General features: G+C 60.8%; 27 protein-coding genes. 14 read left to right on the top strand and 13 right to left on the bottom strand.

Translation table 11 applies throughout. The annotated features are described in order from the left end of the window. Nucleotides 1–1,005: 1,005 nt before the first annotated feature. Nucleotides 1,006–1,179, bottom strand: coding sequence for a hypothetical protein (locus tag VNX23_RS16345; RefSeq protein WP_325631656.1), 174 nt, complete (start codon nt 1,177–1,179; stop codon nt 1,006–1,008). Between the two features lie 27 nt (nt 1,180–1,206). Here VNX23_RS16345 and VNX23_RS16340 point away from each other — a divergent pair, with 27 nt between their 5' ends. Further along, nucleotides 1,207–1,383 (top strand): hypothetical protein, encoded by a 177-nt coding sequence (locus VNX23_RS16340; protein WP_325631654.1) that lies wholly within the window; start codon nt 1,207–1,209, stop codon nt 1,381–1,383. A gap of 44 nt (nt 1,384–1,427) precedes the next feature. On the opposite strand, the gene rnd is transcribed toward VNX23_RS16340, so the two are convergent. Both rnd and VNX23_RS16330 read right to left on the bottom strand, forming a co-directional pair. After that, nucleotides 1,428–2,576 (bottom strand): ribonuclease D, encoded by a 1,149-nt coding sequence (gene rnd / locus VNX23_RS16335; protein WP_325631652.1) that lies wholly within the window; start codon nt 2,574–2,576, stop codon nt 1,428–1,430. Between the two features lie 419 nt (nt 2,577–2,995). Further along, nucleotides 2,996–4,474: a protein adenylyltransferase SelO gene (locus VNX23_RS16330; RefSeq protein ID WP_325631651.1), complete on the bottom strand. Its 1,479-nt coding sequence runs from the start codon at nt 4,472–4,474 to the stop codon at nt 2,996–2,998. A gap of 237 nt (nt 4,475–4,711) precedes the next feature. Here VNX23_RS16330 and aspS point away from each other — a divergent pair, with 237 nt between their 5' ends. The 3 genes from aspS (at nt 4,712) to VNX23_RS16315 (ending at nt 9,405) form a co-directional block, all read left to right on the top strand. After that, complete coding sequence (gene aspS, locus VNX23_RS16325) at nt 4,712–6,484, top strand: aspartate--tRNA ligase (RefSeq protein WP_325631650.1); 1,773 nt, start codon at nt 4,712–4,714, stop codon at nt 6,482–6,484. A 42-nt stretch (nt 6,485–6,526) separates the two neighbouring features. Next, complete coding sequence (locus VNX23_RS16320; RefSeq protein ID WP_325631648.1) at nt 6,527–8,833, top strand: NADP-dependent malic enzyme; 2,307 nt, start codon at nt 6,527–6,529, stop codon at nt 8,831–8,833. 125 nt (nt 8,834–8,958) lie between these two features. After that, nucleotides 8,959–9,405, top strand: a complete 447-nt coding sequence (locus VNX23_RS16315) for a DoxX family protein (protein WP_325631647.1) — start codon at nt 8,959–8,961, stop codon at nt 9,403–9,405. Here VNX23_RS16315 and VNX23_RS16310 read toward each other — a convergent pair. The 5 genes from VNX23_RS16310 to VNX23_RS16290 all read right to left on the bottom strand — a co-directional run bounded on the left by VNX23_RS16310 (nt 9,393) and on the right by VNX23_RS16290 (nt 14,940). After that, complete coding sequence (locus tag VNX23_RS16310; RefSeq protein ID WP_325631722.1) at nt 9,393–9,911, bottom strand: dihydrofolate reductase; 519 nt, start codon at nt 9,909–9,911, stop codon at nt 9,393–9,395. The two genes, VNX23_RS16315 and VNX23_RS16310, sit on opposite strands and share 13 nt — an antisense overlap. A gap of 72 nt (nt 9,912–9,983) precedes the next feature. Then, nucleotides 9,984–10,919 (bottom strand): polysaccharide deacetylase family protein, encoded by a 936-nt coding sequence (locus VNX23_RS16305; protein ID WP_325631646.1) that lies wholly within the window; start codon nt 10,917–10,919, stop codon nt 9,984–9,986. Between the two features lie 171 nt (nt 10,920–11,090). Further along, complete coding sequence (locus VNX23_RS16300) at nt 11,091–11,666, bottom strand: glutathione peroxidase (protein ID WP_325631721.1); 576 nt, start codon at nt 11,664–11,666, stop codon at nt 11,091–11,093. 82 nt (nt 11,667–11,748) lie between these two features. Continuing rightward, nucleotides 11,749–13,392 carry a hypothetical protein gene (locus tag VNX23_RS16295; protein WP_325631644.1) on the bottom strand — a complete coding sequence of 548 codons (1,644 nt, stop codon included), beginning with the start codon at nt 13,390–13,392 and terminating at the stop codon, nt 11,749–11,751. A gap of 75 nt (nt 13,393–13,467) precedes the next feature. Next, the gene (locus tag VNX23_RS16290) at nt 13,468–14,940 is read right to left on the bottom strand and encodes a L,D-transpeptidase family protein (RefSeq protein WP_325631643.1); all 1,473 of its coding nucleotides are present in this window, start codon (nt 14,938–14,940) and stop codon (nt 13,468–13,470) included. Between the two features lie 264 nt (nt 14,941–15,204). Here VNX23_RS16290 and VNX23_RS16285 point away from each other — a divergent pair, with 264 nt between their 5' ends. After that, a complete protein-coding gene (locus VNX23_RS16285; protein ID WP_325631641.1) occupies nt 15,205–15,753 on the top strand; it encodes a CreA family protein in 549 nt (182 codons plus the stop codon). Between the two features lie 634 nt (nt 15,754–16,387). Beyond that, nucleotides 16,388–16,753 (top strand): hypothetical protein, encoded by a 366-nt coding sequence (locus VNX23_RS16280; protein WP_325631639.1) that lies wholly within the window; start codon nt 16,388–16,390, stop codon nt 16,751–16,753. A 19-nt stretch (nt 16,754–16,772) separates the two neighbouring features. Here VNX23_RS16280 and VNX23_RS16275 read toward each other — a convergent pair whose 3' ends face one another. Then, nucleotides 16,773–17,006, bottom strand: coding sequence for a DUF6719 family protein (locus VNX23_RS16275; protein ID WP_325631637.1), 234 nt, complete (start codon nt 17,004–17,006; stop codon nt 16,773–16,775). A 247-nt stretch (nt 17,007–17,253) separates the two neighbouring features. Here VNX23_RS16275 and VNX23_RS16270 point away from each other — a divergent pair, with 247 nt between their 5' ends. The 3 genes from VNX23_RS16270 (at nt 17,254) to VNX23_RS16260 (ending at nt 19,787) form a co-directional block, all read left to right on the top strand. Continuing rightward, nucleotides 17,254–18,534 carry an ArgE/DapE family deacylase gene (locus VNX23_RS16270; RefSeq protein WP_325631636.1) on the top strand — a complete coding sequence of 427 codons (1,281 nt, stop codon included), beginning with the start codon at nt 17,254–17,256 and terminating at the stop codon, nt 18,532–18,534. Between the two features lie 80 nt (nt 18,535–18,614). After that, nucleotides 18,615–19,067 (top strand): PaaI family thioesterase, encoded by a 453-nt coding sequence (locus tag VNX23_RS16265; protein WP_325631719.1) that lies wholly within the window; start codon nt 18,615–18,617, stop codon nt 19,065–19,067. A gap of 96 nt (nt 19,068–19,163) precedes the next feature. Next, nucleotides 19,164–19,787, top strand: coding sequence for a GNAT family N-acetyltransferase (locus tag VNX23_RS16260; protein ID WP_325631635.1), 624 nt, complete (start codon nt 19,164–19,166; stop codon nt 19,785–19,787). A gap of 149 nt (nt 19,788–19,936) precedes the next feature. Here the strand turns inward: VNX23_RS16260 and VNX23_RS16255 are convergent, their stop codons facing one another. Both VNX23_RS16255 and VNX23_RS16250 read right to left on the bottom strand, forming a co-directional pair. Beyond that, a complete protein-coding gene (locus VNX23_RS16255) occupies nt 19,937–20,239 on the bottom strand; it encodes a hypothetical protein (RefSeq protein ID WP_325631718.1) in 303 nt (100 codons plus the stop codon). Nucleotides 20,240–20,374: 135 nt separating this feature from the next. Continuing rightward, complete coding sequence (locus VNX23_RS16250; protein ID WP_325631633.1) at nt 20,375–21,058, bottom strand: DUF2161 domain-containing phosphodiesterase; 684 nt, start codon at nt 21,056–21,058, stop codon at nt 20,375–20,377. A gap of 189 nt (nt 21,059–21,247) precedes the next feature. Here VNX23_RS16250 and VNX23_RS16245 point away from each other — a divergent pair, with 189 nt between their 5' ends. Further along, entirely contained in the window at nt 21,248–21,592 is a 345-nt protein-coding gene (locus VNX23_RS16245; RefSeq protein WP_325631632.1) for a hypothetical protein, read from the top strand. A gap of 160 nt (nt 21,593–21,752) precedes the next feature. Here the strand turns inward: VNX23_RS16245 and fabG are convergent, their stop codons facing one another. Next, nucleotides 21,753–22,430, bottom strand: coding sequence for a 3-oxoacyl-ACP reductase FabG (fabG, locus tag VNX23_RS16240; RefSeq protein WP_325631630.1), 678 nt, complete (start codon nt 22,428–22,430; stop codon nt 21,753–21,755). Nucleotides 22,431–22,554: 124 nt separating this feature from the next. On the opposite strand from fabG, the gene VNX23_RS16235 reads away from it, so the two are divergent. The 3 genes from VNX23_RS16235 to VNX23_RS16225 all read left to right on the top strand — a co-directional run bounded on the left by VNX23_RS16235 (nt 22,555) and on the right by VNX23_RS16225 (nt 24,046). Further along, entirely contained in the window at nt 22,555–23,265 is a 711-nt protein-coding gene (locus VNX23_RS16235) for an SGNH/GDSL hydrolase family protein (RefSeq protein ID WP_325631628.1), read from the top strand. Nucleotides 23,266–23,336: 71 nt separating this feature from the next. Further along, entirely contained in the window at nt 23,337–23,651 is a 315-nt protein-coding gene (locus VNX23_RS16230; RefSeq protein ID WP_325631627.1) for a hypothetical protein, read from the top strand. An 83-nt stretch (nt 23,652–23,734) separates the two neighbouring features. Next, a complete protein-coding gene (locus VNX23_RS16225; protein WP_325631626.1) occupies nt 23,735–24,046 on the top strand; it encodes an MliC family protein in 312 nt (103 codons plus the stop codon). A gap of 103 nt (nt 24,047–24,149) precedes the next feature. Here VNX23_RS16225 and VNX23_RS16220 read toward each other — a convergent pair whose 3' ends face one another. Next, nucleotides 24,150–24,350 carry a DUF2735 domain-containing protein gene (locus tag VNX23_RS16220; protein WP_325631624.1) on the bottom strand — a complete coding sequence of 67 codons (201 nt, stop codon included), beginning with the start codon at nt 24,348–24,350 and terminating at the stop codon, nt 24,150–24,152. Nucleotides 24,351–24,894: 544 nt separating this feature from the next. Between VNX23_RS16220 and VNX23_RS16215 the strand changes: the two genes are divergently transcribed. After that, a complete protein-coding gene (locus tag VNX23_RS16215; protein WP_325631622.1) occupies nt 24,895–25,932 on the top strand; it encodes a glutamine synthetase beta-grasp domain-containing protein in 1,038 nt (345 codons plus the stop codon). Nucleotides 25,933–26,135: the final 203 nt, after the last annotated feature.

Genomic DNA, 26,135 nt, shown 5'->3' with positions numbered 1-26,135 from the left:
CCTAGTCGCGAAACGCACAGCCGATCGGCCTAATTCCGATTGTGGCACAGATTGCAACACGAAATTTGCGTGTTAGCAAGCTTCTGGCGGGGCTCGGGAAATCAGGTGTGGTACGGTCCGCCCGATTTCTGTGGCCCAGGAACAACAAAGCCCGCCAATTGGCCCTTACTGTGGGGGCCTTGAACGATTGATGGTCCCTCTGAACTGGAGGCAAATCGCCGCATCGGGGGCGATTTGGCGCTATTTCAGCCGTCGCGGTTATTTGGGAATAGCGTTAATGGGCTGGTCCTCGGCGGAGGGGGAGACCGGGGCCAGCGGATGGCTTGAAAGTCCGTTTTTCGCTTTCGCGATGGCGGCTCCTTCGCAAGCGCAAAGGCCGATCCCGACTCCGACCGCTGTGCCGTTACCAACTCAGAGAATTCGGCCGCGGCCAGTTTGGCCGACCTCGGCAGCAATTTTCTGGAGCGGCCGGCGGATCATTGAACGGGCGGATTCCTCCACGCCTGGCGAAGCAATCCGGGCGGCGGCAGCGCCCCGGAGGCGGCTGAGGGGCACTATACCGCAGCTGGGGGAGGTCTGCGGAATCTCAACCAGAACCGGGACGCAGCTCGACTTTGTCGTGACCAGCGGCAGACCTCAGGCGGTGTTGCCGGAACAGGCGCCCGCGTCAATGGCGAGACTTTGCATTCGCTGGTTCTCCTCAAATTGGATCGAGCCCGCCGGTTCAGGTTCCTGTGGAGGACAATTAAAACGGTTGAAAGAACGAATTGACACCCGCTAAAGTCGTGAAGGTCAGGGTGGCGGAAGCGGGTTTGGGCTCGTCATTTCATTTGCAGCGCCGCACTTCGAGCTTTTTCCTGAGAAGGAAATTCGGAATTTGCACGATGCGATTTCGTGGAAATCAGAGGCCATCTTCGTGGAAAATCGGAGGCCATCGGGACCAGCCCGGAAATCACGACAGCGACGAGAAATTCGACAGGTCGAACCCGCTGCCGCCCGCGCCAGCTACTTCGCGAGTCTTTCAGCCAGCTCGATGAGGATGCGCCGGTCGCACGGATCCTTGATTTTGCGAAAGGCGACGACGAGCCGCAGCCCTTCGACGACATTTAGATCGATCTGATTATCCCGAAGGAGCTGTAGCAATTTGTCGCCGGGGTGATCGGGATCCTCAGTTTTCACCGCGAGAGCTCCAGAAGAGAAGAACTGATGGCGAGCCCCGAAAACGATTTCAACGAACTGGCTTCCATAATTTCGACGGCGATCGAGAAGGCGCGGCAGCTGAATCTGCACACAAGCGCTTATATTCTATCCATGGTTCTGGTGGAAGTATCGGAAGCGACGAAAGCCGCTGCTGTTGAGGACAAGGGCGACGCCAAGCCTTAGTCCTGCGCGTCGCTCGTGCGGTGTCCGGCAAGCGACCAGGAATGCTAGCTGCGCTCGACCTTGACCACCCTGCCTTTTTCGATCGCCAGGGCCACCTGGCCATGTTTGAGCGCCAGTGCCGCCTCGCCGAAAAGTTCGCGGCGCCAGCCGTGCAAGGCGCCGACATCGGCATTGTCGTCGGCTGCGATCTGCTCGAGATCGTCAACGGTTGCGATCACCTTGCTTGCAACCGCATGACGCTCCGACGTCATCCGCAGCAGGACCTTGAGAAGCTCGACGATGGCGGTGCCATTCGAATAGCTGCGGGGCTTCTCGATCTTCGGCAGGCTCGCCGGGTCGCGGGCGAGCCCGCGCTGCACCGCGGCGACGATATCGGCGCCCCATTTCGATCGGTCAAAGCCCTTGGGCAATGAGCGAAGGTTGGCGAGCCGCTCGAGGCTGGTTGGCGCATGGATGGCGATGTCGCTGACCGCGTCGTCCTTCAGAACACGACTGCGCGGAACGTCGCGGCTCTGCGCCTCCTGTTCGCGCCACGCCGCCACCTCCATCAGCACGGCAAGTTCCTTCGGCTTGCGCACCCGCGTCTTCAGCCGTTCCCAGGCGCGTTCGGGATGGAAGTCGTAGGTCTTCGGGCTTGTCAGCACCTCCATTTCCTCGCTGACCCAGTCACTGCGGCGGCGCTTTTTGAGATCGGCGTCGAGTGCGGCGAACACGTCGCGCAGGTGGGTAACGTCCGCGATCGCGTAGTGAATCTGTTCTTCGCTGAGGGGCCGGCGCGACCAGTCGGTGAAGCGATGGGTCTTGTCGGGTCGATGACCGGTGATGCGTTCGACGAGCTGGTCGTAGGCGATTGAATCGCCATAGCCGAGCACCATGGCCGCGACCTGGGTGTCAAAGATCGGGTGGGGAACGATCGCCGCCCGATGCCAGACGATCTCGATATCCTGGCGCGCGGCGTGGAAAACCTTCAGCACGTTCTCGTTGGCCATCAGGTCGAAGAACGGCTTCAGCTCGATGCCCTCGGCCAGGGTGTCGACGACGACCGCCTCATCGGCGCTTGCCATCTGCACCACGCAAAGCAGCGGATAATAAGTCGTCTCACGCAGGAATTCGGTGTCGACGGTGATGATGCGGTGCTTGGCGAGACGATCGCAAGCGGTGGCAAGGTCGCCAGATGTAGTGATCAGATCCATGAACGGTCCATAACGCTTTCAGTCAGGGCGTTCGGCCGAAAGCGCTGATATGTCAAGGCTCTTGCGGCGAAATCGAGGCTTGAATTTGCCGCCAGGGCCGTTTTGGCGTGGCCCGATCGCGTGCAGGCTCCCGGCCGCCCCTATCCGTTCATGCGGGAAGCGAAATCGACCCTGGGTCAGAAATCGCGCACGTGCCGGCCGGACGGCCTGCGTGCGGATGGAACCAGCAGAACGATGACGCACAACGCGAGCATCGCAAGCCCCATGAATTCGAAAACCAGCGCGTCCACGATCAGCCTCCCAAACAAACCGGTAGATTGGTTGGGATGCCATTGATCGCTTCTTAATTTTCGCCGGCCGGGGCTGGCCCGCCGGTTCCAATGTTCGGTGAAGGGTTAACGATTTACGTCCCGCAAGATTTACGTCCCGCAAAACGTCTGAAGCACGCGCTGGTGCGGCTCGGGCGGATCAGCGTAGGCCGACAGCGCGCTCTGGTCTTCGTATGGCTTCGACAGCACCTCCAGAAGTTCCTCGAAGGGCGCGTAGTCGTCGCGGCTGACCGCCGCCTGGATGACTGCCTCTATGCGGTGATTGCGCGGAATGAAGGCAGGATTGACGGAACGCATCAAAAGAGCTCGCTCGGCGGCCGATTGCGGCTCATCCTCGAGACGCCGGCGCCACCGCATCGCCCATTCGTCACAAGCGGCGGGGTCGGCGAATAGCTGGCGCAATTCCTGATCCCGCGCGGGCTCGAGCGCGGCCTCGCCCAGACGGCGGAAGGTGAGGGTGAAGTCGGCCCGGTTTTTGGCCATCGCGTCCAGGAGATCCTGTATCAGCGCTTCATCACCGTCGCGTTCGGTGAAAAGGCCGGTCTTCCGGCGCAGCCCGGCCTGATACGCCGCCGTAAACCTCTCCGGGAATTCGCCGAGAATGAACTGCGCCTGCTCGATCGCGTTCTCCTTGTTGTCGGCCAAGAGCGGCAGCAGGCATTCCGCGAAACGAGTCAGGTTCCATAGCGCGATGCGCGGCTGGTTGGCATAGGCGTAACGGCCCAGCTCATCAATCGAAGAGAACACTGCCGCCGGGTCGTAATGATCCATAAAAGCGCATGGGCCGTAATCGATGGTCTCGCCTGAAATCGAGGTGTTATCGGTATTCATCACCCCGTGAATGAACCCGATCAAGAGCCAGCGCGCGACCAGGTCCGCCTGCCGCGCGATCACGCCTTGCAAAAGCCTGTGATAGGGACGCTCGGCGTCCGCCGCTTCCGGATAGTGTCTGGCCAGGACGTGATCGGCGAGCCGGCGGACACCCTCGGTATCGCCGCGCGCCGCGAAATATTGGAACGTCCCGACCCGAACGTGGCTGGACGCGACTCGGGTCAGCACGGCGCCCGGGAGCGCCGTCTCGCGCATGACGCTTTCGCCGGTGATCACGGCGGCGAGCGAACGCGTGGTCGGAATTCCCAGTGCCGCCATCGCCTCGCTTACGATGTATTCGCGCAAGACGGGGCCGAGCGCGGCGCGCCCATCGCCCCGCCGCGAAAACGGCGTCGGTCCTGACCCCTTGAGCTGGATATCGCGGCGTACCCCGTCGATGTCGACGACCTCGCCGAGCAGGATGGCACGACCGTCGCCGAGCTGCGGCACGAAATGGCCGAACTGGTGGCCGGCGTAGGCCATGGCAATCGGTTCCGCACCCGTTGGAACGCGCTTTCCCGCGAGGATTTCGGCGCCCTCAGGGGTCTCCAGCCGGTCCGGATCGAGGCCAAGCCGGGTCGCCAATGGCCGGTTCAATTTGATCAGCCTGGGCGAGGCCACAGGCGTGGGTGCCACCCGCGCGAAAAAGCCTTCCGGAAGCGTCGCATAGGTATTTTGGAAAGGGAAATGCACCGTCATGCCATCAAGATAGGCATATGTTTCGATTACACAATCGGCTTGCGAATTGCGATCCCTCGCAGATCAGGCGCCGTGCCCGCTTCAGCGCCGTTCCGGCACCCCTCCCGGGCAGGGATTTCATCCCTCATTTGGTTGCCGTGCCTGAAAGCCTCGGGTAAACCCTCAGCCTCTTCGGGCAGGCGCTGGTGATCCGATTCCAATGCTCGCCGCCCTCCGCCATCAAGTTCTGGAATATCCATGCATCGTTACCGGTCCCACACCTGCGGCGCTCTCCGTGAGAGCGACATCGGCCAAAGCGTTCGCCTGTCGGGCTGGTGCCATCGCATACGCGATCATGGCGGCGTGCTGTTTATCGATTTGCGCGACCATTACGGCATTACCCAATGCGTCGTCGATCCGGATTCGGCGGCATTCAAGGATGCTGAAAAGCTGCGCTCGGAATGGGTGGTGCGGATGGATGGCGAGGTGCGCCGTCGTCCCGAAGGCACCGACAACCCTGACCTGGCGACGGGTGCGGTCGAAGTTTACGTCAGCGAAATCGAGGTGCTGGGGCCCGCGGGCGAATTGCCGCTGCCGGTGTTCGGCGAGCAGGAATATCCTGAAGACATCAGGCTTAAGTACCGTTTCCTCGACCTTCGTCGCGAACGCCTGCACCAGAACATCATGAGGCGGGGCGCGATCATCGATTCCATGCGCAAGCGGATGAAGGAGCGGGGGTTCTTCGAATTCCAGACTCCGATCCTCACAGCGTCTTCGCCGGAAGGCGCGCGCGACTTCCTGGTGCCGTCCCGGATTCATCCGGGCCGCTTTTATGCGCTGCCGCAGGCGCCGCAGCAATACAAGCAGCTATTGATGATGTCCGGCTTCGATCGCTACTTCCAGATCGCACCCTGCTTCCGCGACGAAGACCCGCGTGCCGATCGCTTGCCCGGCGAATTCTATCAGCTCGATCTGGAGATGAGCTTCGTCGAGCAGAACGACGTTTTTGCAGCCGTCGAGCCCGTCATGACAGGCGTGTTTGAGGAGTTTGCGCAAGGCAAGCCGGTGACCAAAAACTGGCCGCGGATTCCGTTCGCCGAAGCCATACGCAAGTACGGCACGGACAAGCCCGATTTGCGAAACTCAATCGTTCTTCAGGAGGTCTCCGAGCATTTCCGCGGCTCCGGCTTCAAGGTCTTCGCGCGGATGCTCGAAGATCCGAGGAACCAGGTCTGGGCTATACCGGCAAAGGGCGGCGGTTCGCGCGCGTTCTGCGACCGGATGAATTCGTGGGCGCAGGGCGAAGGCCAGCCTGGGCTTGGCTACATCCTGTGGCGCGAAGGCGGTGAGGGCGCCGGTCCGCTCGCCAACAACATCGGAGCGGAGCGAACGGCTTCCATTCGCTCACAGCTTGGATTGAACGAAGGCGACGCGGCGTTTTTCGTTGCCGGTGATCCTGACAAATTCTGGAAATTCGCTGGCCTTGCGCGCACCAAGCTCGGCGAAGAGCTCAACCTGATCGACAAGGAGCGGTTCGAGCTCGCCTGGATCGTCGATTTCCCGATGTTCGAATACAATGAGGAAGAGAAGAAAGTCGATTTCTCGCACAATCCGTTTTCAATGCCGCAAGGCGGGCTGGAAGCGTTGCAAACGCAGGACCCGCTCACCATCAAGGCGTTCCAGTACGACATTACCTGCAACGGTTACGAGATCGCTTCCGGTGGCATTCGCAACCACCGCCCCGAGGCCATGGTCAAGGCATTCGAGATCGCCGGCTATGGCGAGAAGGATGTCGTCGAGCGGTTTGGCGGCATGTACCGTGCATTCCAGTACGGCGCGCCGCCGCATGGCGGCATGGCCGCAGGTGTTGATCGTATCGTCATGCTTCTTTGCGGTACCACCAACTTGCGCGAGATTTCGCTGTTTCCGATGAACCAGCGGGCAGAAGACCTGCTGATGGGAGCGCCATCGGAGGTCACGCCGAAGCAGTTGCGCGAGCTTCACATCCGGCTCAATCTGCCGCCTAGCTGAATCCGAAGCCTTCGGGGTCGCAGGAGACCGCAGGGGGAATCTATGTCCTATTCTGAAGATCTTCACGCTGCCGCGCTCGCCTATCATCGGTTACCGCGGCCGGGAAAGCTTGAGATCCAGGCGATCAAGCCGCTCGCCAATCAGCGCGACCTCGCACTCGCCTATTCGCCAGGCGTGGCGGCTGCGTGCACCGAAATCGCCGGCAATCCGGCGGAAGCGGCTTCGTTGACGTCGCGTGCCAATCTGGTGGCGGTAGTAAGCAACGGCACCGCGGTGCTCGGACTTGGCAATATCGGCCCGCTGGCCTCCAAGCCGGTGATGGAAGGCAAGGCGGTTCTGTTCAAGAAGTTCGCCGGCATCGACGTGTTCGATATTGAAATCGCCGCCGATACCATCGAGCGCGTGGTCGAGACCGTGGCGGCACTCGAGCCGACCTTTGGCGGCATCAACCTTGAAGATATCAAGGGCCCGGAGTGTTTCGAGATCGAGGCGCAGCTCAAGGCGCGCATGAAGATTCCGGTGTTTCACGATGACCAGCACGGCACCGCCATCATCGTCGGAGCCGCCATCACCAACGCATTGCTGCTGAACGGCAAAAAACTCTCAGACGTCAAGATCGTCTGCTCCGGAGCCGGTGCTGCGGCGATCGCCTGCCTCAATCTTTTGGTGTCGATGGGCGCTCAGCGCAAGAACATCTGGGTTTGCGACATCGATGGCGTGGTGCATGAGGGCCGCAAGACCCTGATGGATCCCTGGAAGGCCGTTTATGCGCAGAAAACCGACAAGCGCACGCTGGCCGAGGTGATCGCGGCCGCTGACATATTTTTGGGGCTTTCCGCGCCGAATGTGCTCAAGCCCGAGATGGTCAAGCAGATGGCGGACAAACCTCTGGTGATGGCGCTGGCCAATCCCACGCCGGAGATCATGCCGGATGAGGCCCGAAAGGCGCGCGCCGATGCGATGATCTGCACCGGCCGCTCCGACTTTCCCAACCAGGTCAACAATGTCTTGTGTTTTCCTTTCATCTTTCGCGGTGCGCTCGATGTCGGCGCCACCGCCATCAATGAGGAAATGAAGAAGGCTGCGGTCGATGCCATCGCGCAACTCGCGCGTGATCCGCCGCTGGATGCACTCACGGCTCGTTTTGACGCCGCTGACGCTCAGGGGTTCGGCACGGGTTCGTTGATACCGACCCCGTTCGATCCGCGGCTGATCCTTCGCATCGCGCCCGCGGTCGCCAAGGCAGCGATGGAATCGGGCGTTGCCTCGCGCCCGATCAAGAGCTTTGAGGATTACGCCTCGCAGCTGCAGCGCTTCGCGTTCCGCTCCGGGCTTGTGATGAAACCGGTATTCGCCAAGGCGAAGACCCAGCCCGTGCGCGTGATTTATGCCGAGGGCGAGGATGAGCGCGTGCTCCACGCCACTCAGGTGGTGCTCGAGGAGAATGTGGCGCGGCCGATCCTGGTCGGGCGTCCGTCGGTGGTCGAAACGCGGATCAAACGGTATGGCCTCGCCATCAAGGCGGGCAGGGATTTCGATCTGGTCAATCCGGAGGACGATCCGCGCTACAGGTCCTATGTCCAGTCCTACATCGATATTGCCGGCCGGCACGGCGTGACGCCGGATGCCGCGCGCACCGTGGTGCGAACCAATGCGACGGTGATTGCCGCGCTCGCGGTAAGCCGCGGCGAAGCCGACGCCATGCTTTGCGGCGTCGAGGGCCGCTATATGAGCCATTTGCGCCATGTGCGCGAGATCATCGGCTTTTGTCCTGGCGTGAGTGATTTCGCGGCGCTCGCGCTTCTGATCACGAGCAAGGGTTCTTATTTCATCGCCGATACGCAGGTGCGGCCGAATCCGAGCGCCGAGGAGCTCGCGGAAATGGCGGCGCTGGCCGCGAGCCACGTACAGCGCTTCACCATCAAGCCGAAGGTCGCGTTCGTGTCGCACTCTGATTTTGGCAGCTATGATACGGAATCTTCACGCAAAATGCGCCGTGCCACCACGCTCTTCAAGCACAACCATCCCGAAATCGAGGCCGATGGCGAAATGCAGGGCGACACCGCGCTTTCGGAAACGGTACGCAAGCTGGTCCTGCCTCACTCGCAGTTGGATGGCGAGGCCAATATCCTGATCATGCCGAACCTCGATACCGCCAACGTCGCCTATTCGATGATCAAGGCACTCGCCGACGCGCTGCCGGTCGGGCCGATTCTGATCGGGACGTCGCGGCCCGCTCACATCCTGACGCCTTCGGTGACGGCCCGCGGCGTTTTCAACATGACCGCGGTCGCCGTCGTCGAGGCCCAGGAGAAAGCCGGACGCCAGCAACCCTCGCTGTTCGGCTAGCCGAACGGCTGGATTCGGTTTGCAATTGCGGGTGAGAGCAAGCGATTTGACCGTTTGAAAAGCTGAAACGGAATGCTCATAATCTCCCCGCGATCAAGCGAACCCGCCATCCAGTGAGGCCGACCATGCCAGCGTTCATTACTATCGGGCGAGTTCTGTTCGCCCTGCTTTTTATTATCTCCGGAGCCTCCAAGCTCCTGGATCTGGCGGCCACGGCCCAGATGACGACGAAGATTGTCTTTCCGGCCGCGCTCGCGCCCTATGCATCCCAACTTGAAGGCCTCACCGGGATGGCAATGCCGCAAATGCTGGCGATCGCGGCGGGAGCGCTCGAACTCATCTGCGGCATCTGCATCGCGCTCAACTTCGGCGCACGCTTCTTTGCGATCGTGCTGATCCTGTTTGTAGCCGCCGCAACATTCTACTTTCACGATTTCTGGAACCAGGGCGGTGCCGAGGCCCGAAACAACATGATCCAAGCGATGAAGAATCTGTCGATGATCGGCGCATTGCTCATCATCGCGGGACTCGGGCGGCCGTCATCCGCCGCAGAACCTGCCTATGACGTTTGAAGTACACGCCGCCACGGCGTGACGACGACGCCTTCAGCCGCATCCAGGATCTGGCCTTTACCGGCGCGCAGCCCGTGAGAAGCCAAAACCTCCTGTGGGGAGAGCGCGGGAACGCCTGAAAAAGCCGGCTCTCCGTCCGGCAGCCGCACCCGTGGCGCCTGCGAGAGCCAGAACGTGTCGTAGCGATCCATGAACATGTCGAATACACCCGGCCCGCCGATGATGGCGACTGTGCCGTAGCGAACGCCGGCGCGGTCGCAGGCGGCTTCGAACGTCGCCCCACCGGGGTTCCAGAGCGTGGCCCTGGAATTGGAGGGGTCTGGCGCGAGACCGGGAATCGTGCGCGTCACGACGATCCGCTTTCTGAGCGGCGAATTCGGCTGATCCTCATGGGAATGACGGCCGTGCACGATCAGGTCAACGCGGTCGAGGGCGTCGCTGAAAAATCGCTTGTCGCCCTCGAATTTCAGATCGTCCGGCATGACATGCCTGGCGTTCGCCAACATGCCCTCGGCAGACACGATCACAAAACCTTCGACACGAAGCACCGGCCGCGGCCTTCCCGGCGCGGATCGATCTTATTCCGAGATCGTCTGCACCACGCTGGAGACGGGCCGGGAGCTTACCGTCGGCAGCTTCACGTCCTTCATGAGCTCTTCGTCATATTGCGGAAGAGTCTCCACCGGCGCCTTCGGCTTCATCTGCACGACCTTGTAGCCGCTGGCCTTCAGCTTGCGCAGCAGCGCGGGCAGGGCTTCCGCGGTATGCTTGTGGAAATCATGCATCAGGATGATGCCCTTGCCGAGCTTGTCGAGCTTTTTCATGGTGACGTCGATCACCTGCTGCGGGTTGCGCGCCTTGAAGTCGAATGAATCGAGGTCGCAGGAGAACATCGCAATGTTGCGGGTGCCGAGATAGGTCACCATCTCCGGCGGGTGCTCAAGCGCCGGGAAGCGGAAGAATGGCGCGGGCGGCGCGCCGAGCGCCCACTTCACCGCGCTGAACCCTTTTTCGATCTCTTCCTTGCGCTGATCTTCGCTCAGTTTCTTGTTGGTCAGGGTTGCATGCGACCAGGTGTGCGATCCGATAGTATGGCCGGCCGCAGCGACCTGCTTGAGGATTTCCGGATAGTAGGTCGAATGCTTGCCGATCGGAAAGAAAATGCCGGTCGTGCACTCGTCGGCCAATGTCTTGAGCACCGACGGCGTATTGAGCGGCCAGGGGCCGTCGTCGAACGTCAGCACAATCTCCTTGTCGCGCAAGAAATCGAGTTGCTTGAAATGCTCAAAGCCGAATCCCGGACCTCCGGTGGTGTCGATTTCAACCACGCGGCCGATGCCGAGTGCATCCGGATTGGCGCAAGGCTGTTTGGCCGGTGCCGGCGTCGCTGCGGCAGGCGCCGCCGCGGCGGCGGGCGGCGGGCTGTTCTTCATGGCGGGGGTTTGCGACCAAGCCGCACCGGTCGCCAACAACGAAACCGCGCTTGCCAAGATCAAACATGCCGCAATACGCATCTTTGTGTTCCTTTATCGAGATCGCCCGCTCAGATCGGCATTCGCCATTTCCCGCCCCAAGCCATCATAGCCTAGTAGGACCGGCGCGGCCACGGCAACGGCTTTTTCAAGGGGATTTGTCGGTTGAACCGGTTAATTCCGGGGTTTTACGTCCGATCTTGAGGCGTCGCGTCAGCTGGCGGCAAGCGCCCGCGCAATTGCAGTCTTTACCCGCGTATCAAGTGGTTCGACTGATTCGGCAAAGACCTCCGCGATGTAGCCATCGCGACCGATGAGGAATTTGCGGAAGTTCCAGCGCGGAACATCGCTCGGCCGCGCGACTGCGGCCCATTTGTAGAAGGGATGGGCATTGGCGCCGCTGACGATCGTTTTGGCCGCCATGGGAAAGGTAACGCCATAGTGGTGCTGGGCGGTTTCTGCGATCTCGCTCGCGCCACCGGGTTCTTGCGCGCCGAAATCATTGGAGGGAACGCCGATGATCGTGAGCCCTCGATCGTGAAACTCGCTCCAGAGCTGCTGTAATCCGGCATATTGCGGCGTGAAACCGCACAATGACGCCGTGTTGACGACGAGCATCGGGTGACCTTCATAATCTGAGAGCCTGATTTCGCCTCCCGCGAGCGCGGGAAATGAGAAGGCGTACGCCGTGATTTTCGTCATGGTGCCTTGCGCGCTGGCCTTTCGGCCCGCCAGCGGATCAGCCAGCACGCTCAGCGCCCAAGCGATCACGATCCTGCGGTTGGTCATGATCCCGCGGTTGATCATCGAAATCCCCAGCGTTCGGCCTGCCTTAAGCTTAGCTCGCGCGCCACGATCTCTCAACATGCCATCAGGGACGGGGAGCAGGACACCACGGCACCGGCAGAAGCGGGAGGTAGTATTGGTTCCATTGGCATGTCAGTTCCGGCCCCCGGCGCATGAAGGCATATTTGATCGGCTCGGCCTGGCCGACGACGATTTGCAGTCCGAAAAGTACCGTCGCGATCGGCGCAGCCCATTTGTGAAAGCGAAATTCGCTTGAGGAATCGAGCAATATCGCGCCGGCAAGGATGATCATGGGATCCGTGAGGATGAAATATTCGGATTTCAATCCGCGTCGCACCCCGAGCGTATCGATGCCGACCGCAGCCAGCAGCAGCACGAGCGCCTGTATCGCAACCTGTCTGCGGCCGCACGACCACGCATAAACGATGCCGGGCACGATCAGCCAGGTGAGGAATACAGTCGGCCGAGGGGAAGAGTGAAGCACGAAAGTATAGCGTGCAAAAACCGATGCGAGACCATCGAGCAGAAGCCAGAGAATTGCAAAAGGGCTGGACCCGCTCGCCGCAGCTGCGGTGTCCGCATCCGCAAATGCCAGCATTTTTTCCAGAGGATTGAACACCGCGATCACATTGCCGGTGTTGTACTCCAGATCGAGCGCGAGCAAGGCCAGCGCCGCGCCGGCCACGATCGCGGATAATGAAGCCAGCGTTTCGGCTAAGCTGACCTGCCAGATGGCCGCATAGGCGATCATGCAGCTCACGATCAGGAGCAGAAGCGCGGCCTGATAGACGCCGAAGTGGCCGAGCACGAGCGGGCGAAACTGTGCGGCCGCAAGGAGTGTGCGATCAAAGCCTGTCGCAACCAGCGGCCACGCCGCCCATGCCGCCGCCATTGCTGCTGCGAAAGCGATCATTGCCGCCGGAAAGCTCAATCGGCGATTGCGCCAGAACGAAACGCTGGCGCTGTCGGCGCCTCCGAAAGGCAAAATCAATACTGGCAGGGTGCCGATCAGCAGGATGGCTTGCACCTTGTTTTCCAGACCGAGAACGCAGAGCGCAGCCGCCAGCGCCATCCAAAGCGGGCGAATGACACTCGCGCGGCGGCCGATCACGATCAGGATCATCAGTGCGAAGATGACCGGGCACGCAGCCAGAAGCTCGCTGCGCAAGATGCGTGAATGCACGGCAATCCCGCCAGAAAACGCAAAGGCGAAGGTCGCGATCAGTGCAACGCGCCAGTCACGCACGATGACGCGGATAAGTCCGGCAAAAATCGCAACGCTAGCGGTCGCGATCAACCAGGCGAGAACGCGGCCGGCGCGAACGGCGCTGGTCATCGCGGCATCGAAAGCCTTGGGGTCGGCCGCCGGCGGCATCGCCGACAGCGAATAGCCGTCAAGCAGGCCGAGCCCATGCAGCAGGCCGAACCAGGCCTTCACCAACAGGATGGTGATGTAGGCGGTGTGGTCGAAGAAGGCTTGCGGCTTGCCATCGTTGAGGACAAGCGCGTTGTAGATCACCATGAAATCCATATCGGCGTTGCGCCAGTAAACCAGCGCGTAGCCGTACAGAAAAAAAGAGGCAGTCAGCCCGGCGACGATCGCTGCCAAGCCGCCGCGCCAGCCAAGCAATGTCAGCCAGGCGAGCGCGTCTGGCGTGGCGTGGAGCGGCGGTCGGGTCCTCGAGGTCAAGGCGGGAGCTTGGTTCATGCCGGCGGTCTTTTAGCCCAGCCTCGGGCTCAAGGCGACCGGCGGTCCGCGGCTCTGGCGGCTTTCCCCAAGGGCCTAACGCAGTCTGACGATGAAATCCGTTCCTTCGCCGGTCTCGCCGGCGGCAATGCCCTGGTCGGAAACGATGATCGACCCGCCGCTCGAGAGCGCCTCGGCAATTCTCGCCATCGCATCAGCGGGGAGCTTGATCCGGTTCAGCGCCTCGGTGGGGCTGTCCTGCTCTGGCGCGGCCTTTACCTCGACTGGCGCTGCACCTTGGACCTTGCGCCGGCGCCAGCCACGCTCATCTTCGTTTCGCCGCTCGGCATGTCTGCTTGGCGCGGGGAGCGATATCACCGACCAGTGCAGGAGGTTGGCATCGTCCTTGTCGATTTGCGCGGTGAATACGTGCGTCCCCAGCGGGCGGTCGTCGGGGGAAATCGAGACCGGGACCTCGAACAGCGGTGCAAAATTCTGCCGGACGTAAAGCTTTGAGTCCTTGCGGCTGATGAACGCGGCAATCTGGCCGGCGCGCCTGGAGGCTGCAGCCGGATCGGTCTTTGCAGCCGTCGCCCTCATCAGATCGACCGGTCCGTTCGGATCCTTGCTCGGCTCTGCGGTCGCGACCGAAGGCGCTACTGCCGCCTTGGCACCTGCGGCGGACTTCTCGTTTGATCGGTTGGCCTCAACTTTTGCCGGCTCGGCTTTGGGCGCGTCTGCCTTGGCCGCGATCACTTTGGTTTCGGTTTCGGGTTTTGCTTCGCTGTTCGAGGAATCGACAACCGTTTCCGAAAGCTTTTGTTCGGCGGTCGTGCCGTGATCGGCGTGGGCTGCGTCGGACATTGTCACCGATGGCCTGGTTGCCAGCGATGTGCTGCCGGCATCCGCGGTTCGTGTCTGGGGTGTCTCGTCCGCCCCGGGCTTTGCCTCTGCCGCGATATCCGTCTTCGGCTCCGCCGTTGCGGTTGGTTGCGGCGGGACCTTAACGGACGCCAAAAGCGGATGCGAGAAGCCGGCTGGCGCGATGTCGAAAGGAGTGATGATCACGCGCGCGCCCATCTTGGTCCAGTTCCACATCTTGACGGCAAAGGCCATCGGCATGCGGATGCAGCCGTGCGAAGCCGGATAGCCGGGCAGGACGCCCGCGTGGATGGCGACGCCGGACCAGGTGATCCGCTGCATGAAGGGCATCGGCGCGCCGCTATAGATATTGGAATGATGAAATTTGTGCTTTTGGATGACGCTGAAGACACCCATCGGTGTTGGATGACCGGGCATGCCAGTGGAGACCGGCGATTCCGCAAACAACCCGTTGGGGTCGTAAACTCTCATCCTTTGCTGGGAAATCGAGATCGAGATGATCAGTGGTCCCTGAGGTTTGGTCGCCTCCTTCTCCGCAGCCACGGTCTTCTTGTCCGGATGACGGCGAGCGCGTTGGCGTCGTTGAGCGGGCGCTACAGGCGCCGGCCGCCAAAACCCGGGATCGGAGTCCGGCCAATAGTAGATTGCGGCTTCAGCCTGCGCGTCGAGGCCAATCGCTCCCGCCATCGTGAAGAGGGCAATGCGCCAAAACCGGGCGTCCCCGATGCTCAGTCCAAACCCATTCACGCGCATTACTCTGATTCCAGATCACTCGATACTTAGTTGTTGCAGACGAGTTACGCGTTCAACAGAAAGCACTTCAATACTGGCGATTTTGGCCCCGAGCGTATCAAAAAAGCCTCACATTCGGTTAAACGCCGGACGGTACTCCGGGCTTCCCGTGGGGCTGGCCATCATCTACACCCTTCGAACCTGATCACGGAGATATTGATGACACGGCAAGCCGTAAGCCATTATGACGCCCACCGGGTTTGTTGGGCCTTGCTGGCGCTTGCGCTAATCGTTTGTTCCGGCTCACCTGTCTTTGGTGCCGACGAACCCGACCTGATCTTCCGTCGCTCGACGGTATTCAAGTGGCTCAGCCCCAACGACAAGCTTGGCACCTACGGCATCGACGATCCGGAAGTCGAGGGAGTGGCCTGTCACTTCACCGTGCCGGAACGCGGCGGCATCAAGGGTTGGCTGGGCGTCGCCGAGGAAGTATCGGACATTTCGCTCGCATGCCGTCAAATCGGTCCGATCCGTTTCAAGGAAAAAATGGGGCAGGGCGACGACATGTTTCGGCGGCGCCGCTCGCTTTTCTTCAAGAAGATGCAGATCGTGCGGGGCTGCGACGCCAAACGGAACGTACTGGTGTATATGGTCTATTCGGACAAGCTGATCGAGGGCTCGCCGAAGAACTCGACGTCGTCGGTGCCGATCATGCCCTGGGGCTCCGCCGATGCGGTCGTCCAGAAATGCGGCGAATTCATCCAGTAGATCGTCGGCGCCGCGCGGCTACGGCTTGCGGTGAACAGGTCGCGGACGCGCTCCGGGTCGAGCGCGCGCGTTAGCGTCGTGGCATCCCACCAGGTGAACGAATTTTTGCGGCGCCGACACATCGCTGCGGCCACCTTGGCCATGCTGCTCCGACATCGCCCCGCAAATTTCTCCGGCGCTTGACTTGGCCGCGTTTCTGCCCTCGACATTCATTTCGGGAAGGCGGTCTGACCGGGTCGAGCTTCGAATCGTCGATCCTGCCGGATGGCGATTCGCGCCTTGCCTTCCCGTATCGAAGCGGCCATTGCCCACGACCGGTCCCCCCGGTTGAGATTGAATGGCGAGGCGCTATTGCACGCCATCATGAGAGTCGGCGCAGGCGAGCTTTGGTTCATCGATTTGCACAGCTTTTGCGTTCGAATGCGGTCTCGCATCGGCCATGAACCATCAAATTGGTTCAGTTGGTGATATAGGTGATTGAAATCGTTTGAGTTTTGATTCTATTTCGTTTGCAGGCGGCGACGAAACAATTTTTTTGTGCGACGAAACCATTTTTCGATTTTGACGTAGAACTCCGGAAACGGCACAAAGGTATCAGGGCAGAGGGGCTGAGCTTTGCCGGCGGGCTTTGTAGATGTTCTTGCGAATCCATGCAGCGGTGATCCTTGCGTCGATTGCCCTTTGCGCTTCAGCGCAGGCGGAGATCCTGTCTCAAATAAGACTGCCGGATCCGCGCGGAGAGTTCGTGCGCCAATGTGCGCCTCACATGCTCGGCCGCTGGGAGCATCCGGAATCGGTTTGTGGTTGCCTTCATGACTACGCGGTCGCCGTCGTCGAAGATGCCGACCTTCGCTCGGCGTTGTTGCGCGGGATCAGCGAGACGGGTGTACCCACCATCGAAAACGACTGGGTGCCGGCATCCAAGCGATCCCTGATCGGGGCTACTTTCACCCAGGTTGCGGAACCGACCATGCAGTGCATGTTCGATCCGGCGAAATAACTCGCTGCTCCTGCGTCACCTATTTTTGTTTGGGCCCCAGACGCGGGATGCATTTTTGCGACCGGACGATTCCGCCTGCGGTCATTCTGGTGCCGGAGATTTCCTTGATCTGGCCGGCCGGACAGGTGCCGTCATCCACCTTGACGCGCTGCCCGAGCCGCAGCTCACCAATGTCCTGCTCGCGCGCTACCTGTTGAGCGAGGGCGGGTGATACGAGCAGCAGGAATCCCAGGGCCAGAAGGGCCGGCGTCATCGGCGGCCGTCTCATCGACGGCCCACCGATCGCATCTCCTCTTTGCCGCGCGCCAATCGCGGCAGCTCACAAGCGTTTGCCGTGAAGCCAGTCTGGCGGTCGCCGGTCATCCGGAGCTCCCTGGTCGCTTGAAACCTCGCGGCAAAGTCTATTGACGGGTTGGCGATTCTGAAAGCGGTCGAGGGATGATATTGAGGCGCGCGCCGTTATGTTTCATTCTTGGTGACGAGAAAGAGAGCGTGACGCCATGAATGCCAGAGATGTGAGACGTGGAATCCTCGAGGCGGTCGACGAAAATTTCGACGCGCAGCTTGCCACCACCGCCGGTTTTGTCGCAATTCCCTCGATCCGTGGCGCGGAAGGGCCGTGCCAGGACATGATCGGCGATCTCTTGCGAGAACGCGCTTACGAAGTCGACGACTGGCCTATCAATATCGACGACCTCAGGGATTTGCGCGGCTTCGCACCGATCGAGCATGATTGTTCGAAAGCCCGCACCGTGGTCGGCACCTATCGGCCGAACAACACTTCTGGCAAATCGCTGATCCTGCAGGGCCATTGCGACGTCGTGCCGGCCGGGCCGCTGGACATGTGGGAGACACCGCCGTTTTCGCCGGTGGTGCGCGACGGCAGGATGTATGGCCGCGGCGCCTGCGACATGAAATCGGGCACCATCGCGGCGCTCTATGCGCTGGATGCCATCACGGCCGCCGGATTGAGGCCGACAGGTCGCATCCACTTTCAGTCGGTGATCGAAGAGGAAAGCACCGGCCTCGGCGCGCTCTCCACGTTACAGCGCGGCTATCGCGCGGACGCCTGTTTCATTCCCGAGCCGACTTCAGGACGGATGGTGCGCTCACAGGTCGGCGTGATCTGGTTTCGCCTGAAAGTGCGCGGTCATCCCGTGCACGTGTTCGAGGCGGGCAGTGGCTCGAACGCGATCACGGCGGCCTATCATCTCATCCAGTCATTGCAGAGGCTCGAGGACGACTGGAATGAGCGCGCGAAAAGCGATCATCACTTCAAAGCCGTGACGCATCCGATCAACTTCAATCCCGGCATCATCAAGGGCGGCGATTGGGCTTCCAGTGTGCCTGCCTGGTGCGATGTCGATTGCCGGATCGCGATCCTGCCCGGCTGGTCGGTTGCCGAGTGCCAGGCCGAGATAGTTCGATGCGTCACCGCCGCATCGCGCGAGCATCGTTTCCTTGCCAACAATCCGCCCGAGGTGGAATGGTCGGGCTTTCTGTCGGAGGGCTACGAACTGAAGGATTCCGCAGAAGCGGAAGCCGCGTTCGCGAAAGCCTATGATGCGGTCTATGGAGGCACTGTCGAAGACCTCGTTTTCACCGCGCTCACCGACACGCGATTCTATGGCCTGAACTACGGCATCCCAAGCCTCTGCTTCGGTGCGAGCGGGGCCGCGATGCACGGCTTCAACGAATATGTCGATCTCGATTCCTTGCGGAAATCGACCAAGACCATGGCGCTCTTCATCGCGCAATGGTGTGGTGTGGAGAAGTTGTGACGGCGGGCCGGAACGCCGTAAACTGCTTCGACGGAGTTTGATCAGGTCAGCGCGTGGCAAAGGAACGGGAGCATCAGGAGATGACGCCGCTCGAGAAAGTCAATTCGATGAAAATGCCATTCGCCGAGTTGAAAGGTGTCACCTTCACCGAGGCCGAAAAAGACCGCGTGGTGGCGCGGATGCTCGTTCGTCCCGACCTCTGTACGCTCAACCACACCATTCATGGCGGGGCCTTGATGGCGCTGGCGGATTCGGTCGGCGCCGCGGCGACCGTGATCAATCTGCCCGAGGATGCCAGAGGCACGACGACGATCGAAAGCAAGACCAATTTCATCGGCGGGGCGAAGGAGGGGACCACCGTGATCGCGACCGCCACCCCGGTGCATCGAGGCCGGCGCACGCAGGTCTGGCAGACCCGGCTGGAGACCGAAGAGGGCAAGCTGCTTGCCCTGGTGACCCAAACGCAGATGGTCCTCAGAAGACGCCATAACGCTCCAAAATCCGGCAAATCACGAGGATTTAACGCTTTTTGAGGCCAAAAACGGCCTTGAATTCTATGTTGCAATGCACAATATGGACCGTCTAGGGATTCGACGCCTCCTCGAGGGCTTCCAAGAGGAGTTTTCGACATGAGCTACCATGACGTTCTCAGTTCAGCCGTCGCCAGAGGCGCCGTTCGAACGCTAAGTCGGCAGGATGAGCTGACCCTGTTGCGCGATCATCTGTTGCGGCTTGATCGGGAAAGCCGCCATGACCGCTTCCACGGCTTTATGGATGACAGCTTCATCGAGCGCTACGCCGAGAAATGCGCCAATGACGGCACGATCGTCATCGCCTATCTCGAAGATGGCCTTGTTCGGGGCGCCGCCGAACTGCATCCGCCGGATCAATCCGGGGATTCGCAGCCCGAGATCGCCTTCAGTGTCGAATCAGGTCTGCGCCGGAAGGGCGTGGGCAGCATCTTGTTTCGCACGTTGATCGCGGAGGCCCGCGCGAAGGGTTATCGCTCGTTGCGGATCACAACCGGGGCGCAGAACGAGGCGATGCGGGCGCTTGCGCAAAAATTCGGAGCCCGCCTGACCTTCCGCCATGGCGAATCCACCGGCAGCATCGATCTCAGCCAGCAGCCGCAGGCTGAACCCGCGAAGCTTCGAATGCCGACACCGCTCGACGCGACGCGCGCGATGATCCATTTCAATCGCGCCTACTGGAAGTTTGTGTTCGGAGTGTACGGTTGGGGGCGAGCCGCCTGATCCCGGCTCGCCTGCTTTCCGGCGGGCTGCTTCTAACGCGCTGCGAGTGCGCCAGACCCACACTGGAATCACGGAGTTGCTAGTGCCGTTTCGGTTCCGACGTTCGCAAAAGTGCGTGCAGCGAAGTCATAGAACTCGGAACCGGAACACTAGGTGCCGGTGCGTTTGTCGTTGCCAAATCGCCGCACGACGCGGCGCTCGACCACGACCGAACGTTGCGCGCCCTGTTCGCCGGCAATCACACGGGTCGTGGAGCGGGCCATGGTACGGCCGGCCTTTTTCACTTCGGCAGTGACGGATTCGATCGGCAGTCCCATCAGGGCGGCCGCGATTTCGGCCTGCTCATCCTGATCGTCGGTCAGGCCAGTCGCCGCGAAAATCGCCTCTTCCAGCGTGGGAGGATCGTGCCGGACACGCCGCGGTCCATATTTTGTGTTCCAGTCCTGGCTCATCTCGGCCTCCTTTTCGAAGCCAATCATCTCTAGAGGTGCTTATGTTGCATTGCAATATGAAATTGAAATGGCAATCCAGCCATGCGTCATCCGATTTCCGAAGTTTTTGAATCGCCTCCCGCCGCTGCTTGCGCTTCAGGGAATTGATTCGGCAGCCCCTCGCAATTCAATCGGCTGTTGCGGCCAACGCTTCAACGCGGCGCGTCCGGCATCGGTCAGCAGATAAATGCCGCGCTCTGCGCGATCGAACCAGCCGTACACGTTGTGCAGCAGAATCTTCGGCGCGTCGGGAATGTCCGGCTTGAGATCGCGCACCCGCCGCGGTCCATCCGAGAGGGCCCATGCACATGCCAACGCCTGCTGGCGGTACGCCGTCATGATCGGCGCGCGCGTGCTGCCACCGAGCGCCGGGTCGCCCCGGCGCCGTCGATGTTCAGCAACAAGGCGCGAGCGCTTCTTCGGATCGCGGCGGGCGATGCTTGATGGCGAGACGATCACCTCGACGTCACCCGATCTGGTGACTGCGAGCATGCCAAAGCCGAGCCGGCGGCAGAGGTTGCGATAGCGCGCGTCGCTCTCGCGTCCTTTGCCGCGCTCCGATAGTCTCGCGGCAAGCCAGACCTCATCGCAGGCGGCCGCGCGATCCACCGCCTGCAAGAGCAGTTCGAGATTGAACGAAAGCTTCAATTCACCGACGACCACGATCGGCGGATCGTCGCCGCTCAGGGCGACGAGGTCGCAGCCGCCGATCTCGCCCTTGACCGTGAAGCCAAGCTTCTCAAGGAAACGTTTGACGGGCAGGTAAAGCGCTGTTTCCAAATGGGGCTCCGACGGGATGGTCCTGCGACTCACCGGTAGTGACAATTCTAACATCCGCATCCCATGGCCCCAGATATGTCTGACGAATGATTGAAATAACGGAGGTCGCGCCTGCGACCGTGATTTGATCGGACGGGACGGCAGCGGTTATTTTGTACCCCTGGAGCGGACGTGGGGACAAAGCGAGCCATGATCAGAAACGGCCTCTACCACATCACCGTGGAGATGCTTGACGGCATCAAGGGCGGCAACCAGGGAGTGATGGTCGTTCGCGATGGCACGCTGCGCGGCGGCGACTCGTTCTTCTATGCGTATGGCACCTACACGGCTGCCAACGGCAAGTGGAAGGGCGAGGTGACGAACCAGGAACATACCAGGAGCTTCGGGGAGCGGCCGGTATGGGAAGGCAAGGTCGTGACCATTGGCTTCACCGGAACCTATACCGACGACACCGCCGAAACCGATGGCATCGCGCTTGCCGGAAAACAAAGCATCCGCTTCAAATCCCGGCTGCGGCTGCTGATCCCCGATTAGGTGTGACGACGGATTTGACGTTCCTATCGGTCGCGCCGCGAGTGCGTTATCGGAACGTCGAATCCAGAGCCACGCTAGAATTATGGAGTGCCAGTGTTCCTTTGGTTCCGACGTTCGTAAGGTGCGCGCGGCAAAGTTAGCGAACTTCGGAACCGGGACACTAGACTCGACCGGGCACTGGAATCAATGCGCCGGTGATTCCGCTTGCCGCGTCGCTTGCGAGAAACAGAATGACGCCGGCCAGTTCTTCCGGCGTCACCCATTTGGCGAAATCTGCATCCGGCATGCTGGCGCGGTTGGTGGCGGTATCGATGATCGACGGCAGCACCGCATTGACGGTGATCTTGCCCTTCCATTCGGCGGCGAGAGCTTCGGTGAGGCGATGCACGCCGGCTTTCGAGGCAGCGTAAGCCCCCATTCCGGCGCCAGCCTGGAGCGCGCCCGTTGCACCGATATTGACGATCCGCCCCGAAGGAGAGGCGGCAAGATAGGGGATCGCCGACCGCGAGGCGTTCAGCGCAGTGGTGAGGTTGAGGGCAAACATGCGTTGCCAGGTTTTTGGATCACCCTCGGCGACGGTTTCGAATGCAAAGGCGCCCGCTACATTGATCAGTGCGTCGAGTTTGCCGAAATGCGCGTGCGCGGCATCCATTGCCTTCTTGGCCTGGATCGGGTCGGTCAAATCGACGTGGCCGAGTTCGATCCGATTGGCCACTGCAGCAGCTGGCGCCGTTTGCCCGAGGCTCGCCACGCGCGCGCCCTTCGCCAGTGCCGCTTTGACGACGACACTGCCGAGTGCCCCCGAGGCCCCGGTCACGACAATGACTTTTCCGTCCATGATGGAGCTCCGGGCCAGCGCGATTGACACAGTACCGCGAGACGAAAATCATTTGCAATGCTGCCGATTTTTGCGGCCAAATAAAGGTTCCAGCGTCACACGGTTTTAGCAAAGGACGGTCGCCATGCCCGACACTGCGCCCGAGGTGAATTTCCCCAGCGAGCTCGTCAGCCTGAAATATCCGCTGCCCCACCTGATGAGGGCATTGGTTGGCGAGGCACCGGTCAGGATCGTCGCGATGGGATCGTCTTCGACAGCAGGGCGAGCCGACGTGGTGCCTTACCCGCACCGACTGGAGATGTATCTGCGAGCCGGGTTTGGCGACGAGCGATTTCCCAATTTGAAGATCGATGTTCTCAACAGGGGCAGGGGCGGCGAGGAGGCGATCGAAGAGCTGCGTCGCTTCGATAGCGATATTTTCGCCGAAAAGCCCGCTTTGGTGATCTGGCAGGTCGGCACGAACGCGGTGTTTCACAACTACAGGCTTGACGAGGTGGCCGCGAGCATCACGCAAGGGCTGCGCCGGTTAAGTGAAAAACGGATGGACGTGCTTTTGATCGATCCGCAATACACCCCGGCGATGCTTTTCGACGACAAGGCCGACGCTTCCGAACGCATGGTGTCGCTGATATCGGCAGCCGCCGACGAGGCAAAGGTCAACCTGTTTCGGCGGTGGGCGCTGATGCGACACTGGCACGTTCACAATAATGTCAGTTTGGACCGGTTTTTCGACCCCAGTGATCCCGACAAGCTTCATCAGAGCGACTGGAGTACGCTTGAGGTTGCCAAGGCGCTCTGCGGAGCGATCACAAAGGCACCCCCGGCAGGCGCGTAGCGCCCCCGTTTTGGCCCAGGCCGCCAAAAGATCGATTAAAATTTGCTCGAGTTTTGTAAGCGAAATTCAGAATGATCGGGCTATATCGCCCTATCGTTCAATTCGGGGCTGGAACTGCCATGATGAGACATCTGCCTGACCACGGTTTGCCGCTTGTTCAGCTCAAGGAGCAGCGGCGGGATTTGGTCGTCGCGCTACAAAACCGCAAGGGTCCTGTCAGCAGCTGGGAATTGATGCAGATCGCCGCCGTTCAGCAGGGCGATCTCTGCTTTCGAGGACGTCATCGCCGATCTCGACGCAGAAATGGAAATGGACGCGGCCGCGTAAGTGTCGCCTCGTTGATTTGCGAATTCCCCGGTCTGCCCGGCCAATCGTCCATCTTCTGAAAACTGTACACGCGTCGCTGACGGGCGTATTGCACAATCGGTGACCTTCCGATCCAACCGCGGAGAGTCTCCGAGGGGCGAACATGACCGGGCATCAAGCCGCCATTTCCGTTGTGGCCATTCTTGTTGCCGGCGTTTTCACCGGTCCATTGCCGACATCCGCGCAGACTTTCGAAAGCTATCGCTGTGCCGACGGCACGAGCTTCATCGTGGGATTCTACCAGTATGATTCCCGCGCTTTTTTGCAGGTCGACGGAAGGGCCATCACGCTGAAGAAGCGCCTGGGCGTGTCCGGCGCGCGTTATACGGGCAGCGGCGTGACGCTTGTGATCGGCAAGGCGCGCACCACCATCAGGCACGTCAAACGTCCGGTGACGGCGTGCGAACTGATCTGAGAACGCGCTGAAATGAAAAAGGGTCGAAGCATTCTTGCTCGACGCTTTTCTATTCTTTGATCCCCGGACTCGGAGAAGCGGCGCATCTCGCATCGAACGGCATTCAGTGCTCGCGCGCTTGTCTTGATTCCTCAATCGCAGCCTCGTGATACCAGGCGCCGCTGTAAACGGCCTCGCTGAGGTTTGACCAGGCTGGATCGGCGACGGCTTTCACTTCCGTTGCCCGAGCCTTGCCGAGAGCCGCGCGGCCCCCGGCGGGGAATTGGTAGATCGTGGCTGACCTTTGATTCGAATTCGTCGTCATCGCTATCTCCATCGATCGCGGCGTAAAACTCATCGTGCGCCCGACTCGTTCGTGAGTGGTTACTGGAGATATCGGCCTTGCACGCCAGCCGTGCAACATGATCAAGAAAAAATCAGCCGATGAATAAAATGTAGGCATTTTTGATTTTGCCTCCAGTAAAGCAGCGGCCTTTCGGTGAGCGCACTGGCCATCGCCAACGTTGCGGATCGTGCACACTTTCTTGCGGAAAATTGCAGGCCGATGCCGCGCGCTTGATCGGCGTCGCGATTACGTCCGACTGCTGCCACGGAAAGAGGCGTCAGCAGGGCCCAAGTGTCTCCTTGCGACGTGGCCGGGCCCTGCTGACCGCGGGACTTTGCCGCACCCTCAGTGCCAAACCGAACGGTCGCGATCGAGGGCAAACCCCGCCGGACCGGAGCCTTTTGCACCGCAGCGATTTGGCACTTTTATTGCTTAGTAGCGCCTGGCCGATGGGGGCCGAGCAGCGTGTGAACCGACATTTTCGGTCCGCACGCCTTCGCATCATCAACTCATGAGAGACGCAATGACCAAGTACAGACTCGAGTACATCTGGCTCGATGGATACACGCCGACACCGAATTTGCGCGGCAAGACACAGATCAAGGAATTTGAGGCCTTTCCGAAGCTCGAACAGCTTCCGCTCTGGGGCTTCGATGGCAGTTCGACGATGCAGGCCGAGGGCCACAGTTCGGATTGCCTGCTCAAGCCGGTTGCCGTGTATCCCGACGCCGCGCGCACCAACGGCGTGCTCGTCATGTGCGAAGTCATGATGCCTGACGGCAAGACGCCGCATCCTTCCAACAAGCGCGCCACGATTCTCGACGACGAAGGCGCGTGGTTCGGTTTCGAGCAGGAGTATTTCTTCTACAAGGACGGTCGTCCGCTCGGTTTTCCGTCCAGCGGTTATCCGGCGCCGCAGGGGCCGTATTACACCGGCGTCGGCTACAGAAATGTCGGCGATGTCGCGCGCAAGATGGTCGAAGAGCATCTCGACCTTTGCCTTGCCGCCGGCATCAACCACGAGGGCATCAACGCGGAAGTCGCCAAGGGCCAGTGGGAATTCCAGATCTTCGGCAAAGGCTCCAAGACCGCCGCTGACCAGATGTGGATGGCCCGTTACCTCATGCTGCGCCTGACGGAGAAGTACGGCGTCGATATCGAATTCCACTGCAAGCCGCTCGGCGACACCGACTGGAACGGTTCGGGCATGCACTGCAACTTCTCCACCAAGTACATGCGCGAAGGGGGCGGCAAGGAATATTTCGAAAAACTCATGGAAGCCTTCATGGGCGCACGCCAGGACCACATCGCTGTTTACGGTCCCGACAACCACATGCGCTTGACCGGCAAGCACGAGACCGCCTCGATCGACACATTCACCTGGGGTGTAGCCGATCGTGGCGCCTCGATCCGCGTGCCGCACTCCTTCATCAACAACTCCTACAAGGGCTATTTGGAAGACCGCCGTCCGAACTCGCAAGGCGACCCCTACCAGATCGCTTCGCAGATCCTGAAGACGATCGCATCCGTTCCGACCTCCGCCAAGGCGGCCGCCGCGTAGTCGATCGATACTTCAGCCAGGGTTTTTCACCGCTATAAGATCCGCCAAGGCACAAGCTTTGGCGGATCGTGCGTTTGGGTCCATCGCTGCCGTGCTAGTGTGGCGGATTTGACGTTCCTATGAGTCTCGCCGCGAGTGCGTTATAGGAACGTCAAATCCAACGCCACACTAGAATCATAGAGTCGCTAGTGTCCCTGTGGTTC

The organism is Bradyrhizobium sp. (genome assembly GCF_035570375.1).
In the GTDB taxonomy this organism is placed as follows: Bacteria; Pseudomonadota; Alphaproteobacteria; order Rhizobiales; family Xanthobacteraceae; genus Bradyrhizobium.
This window is presented reverse-complemented; position numbering and strand designations above follow the sequence as displayed.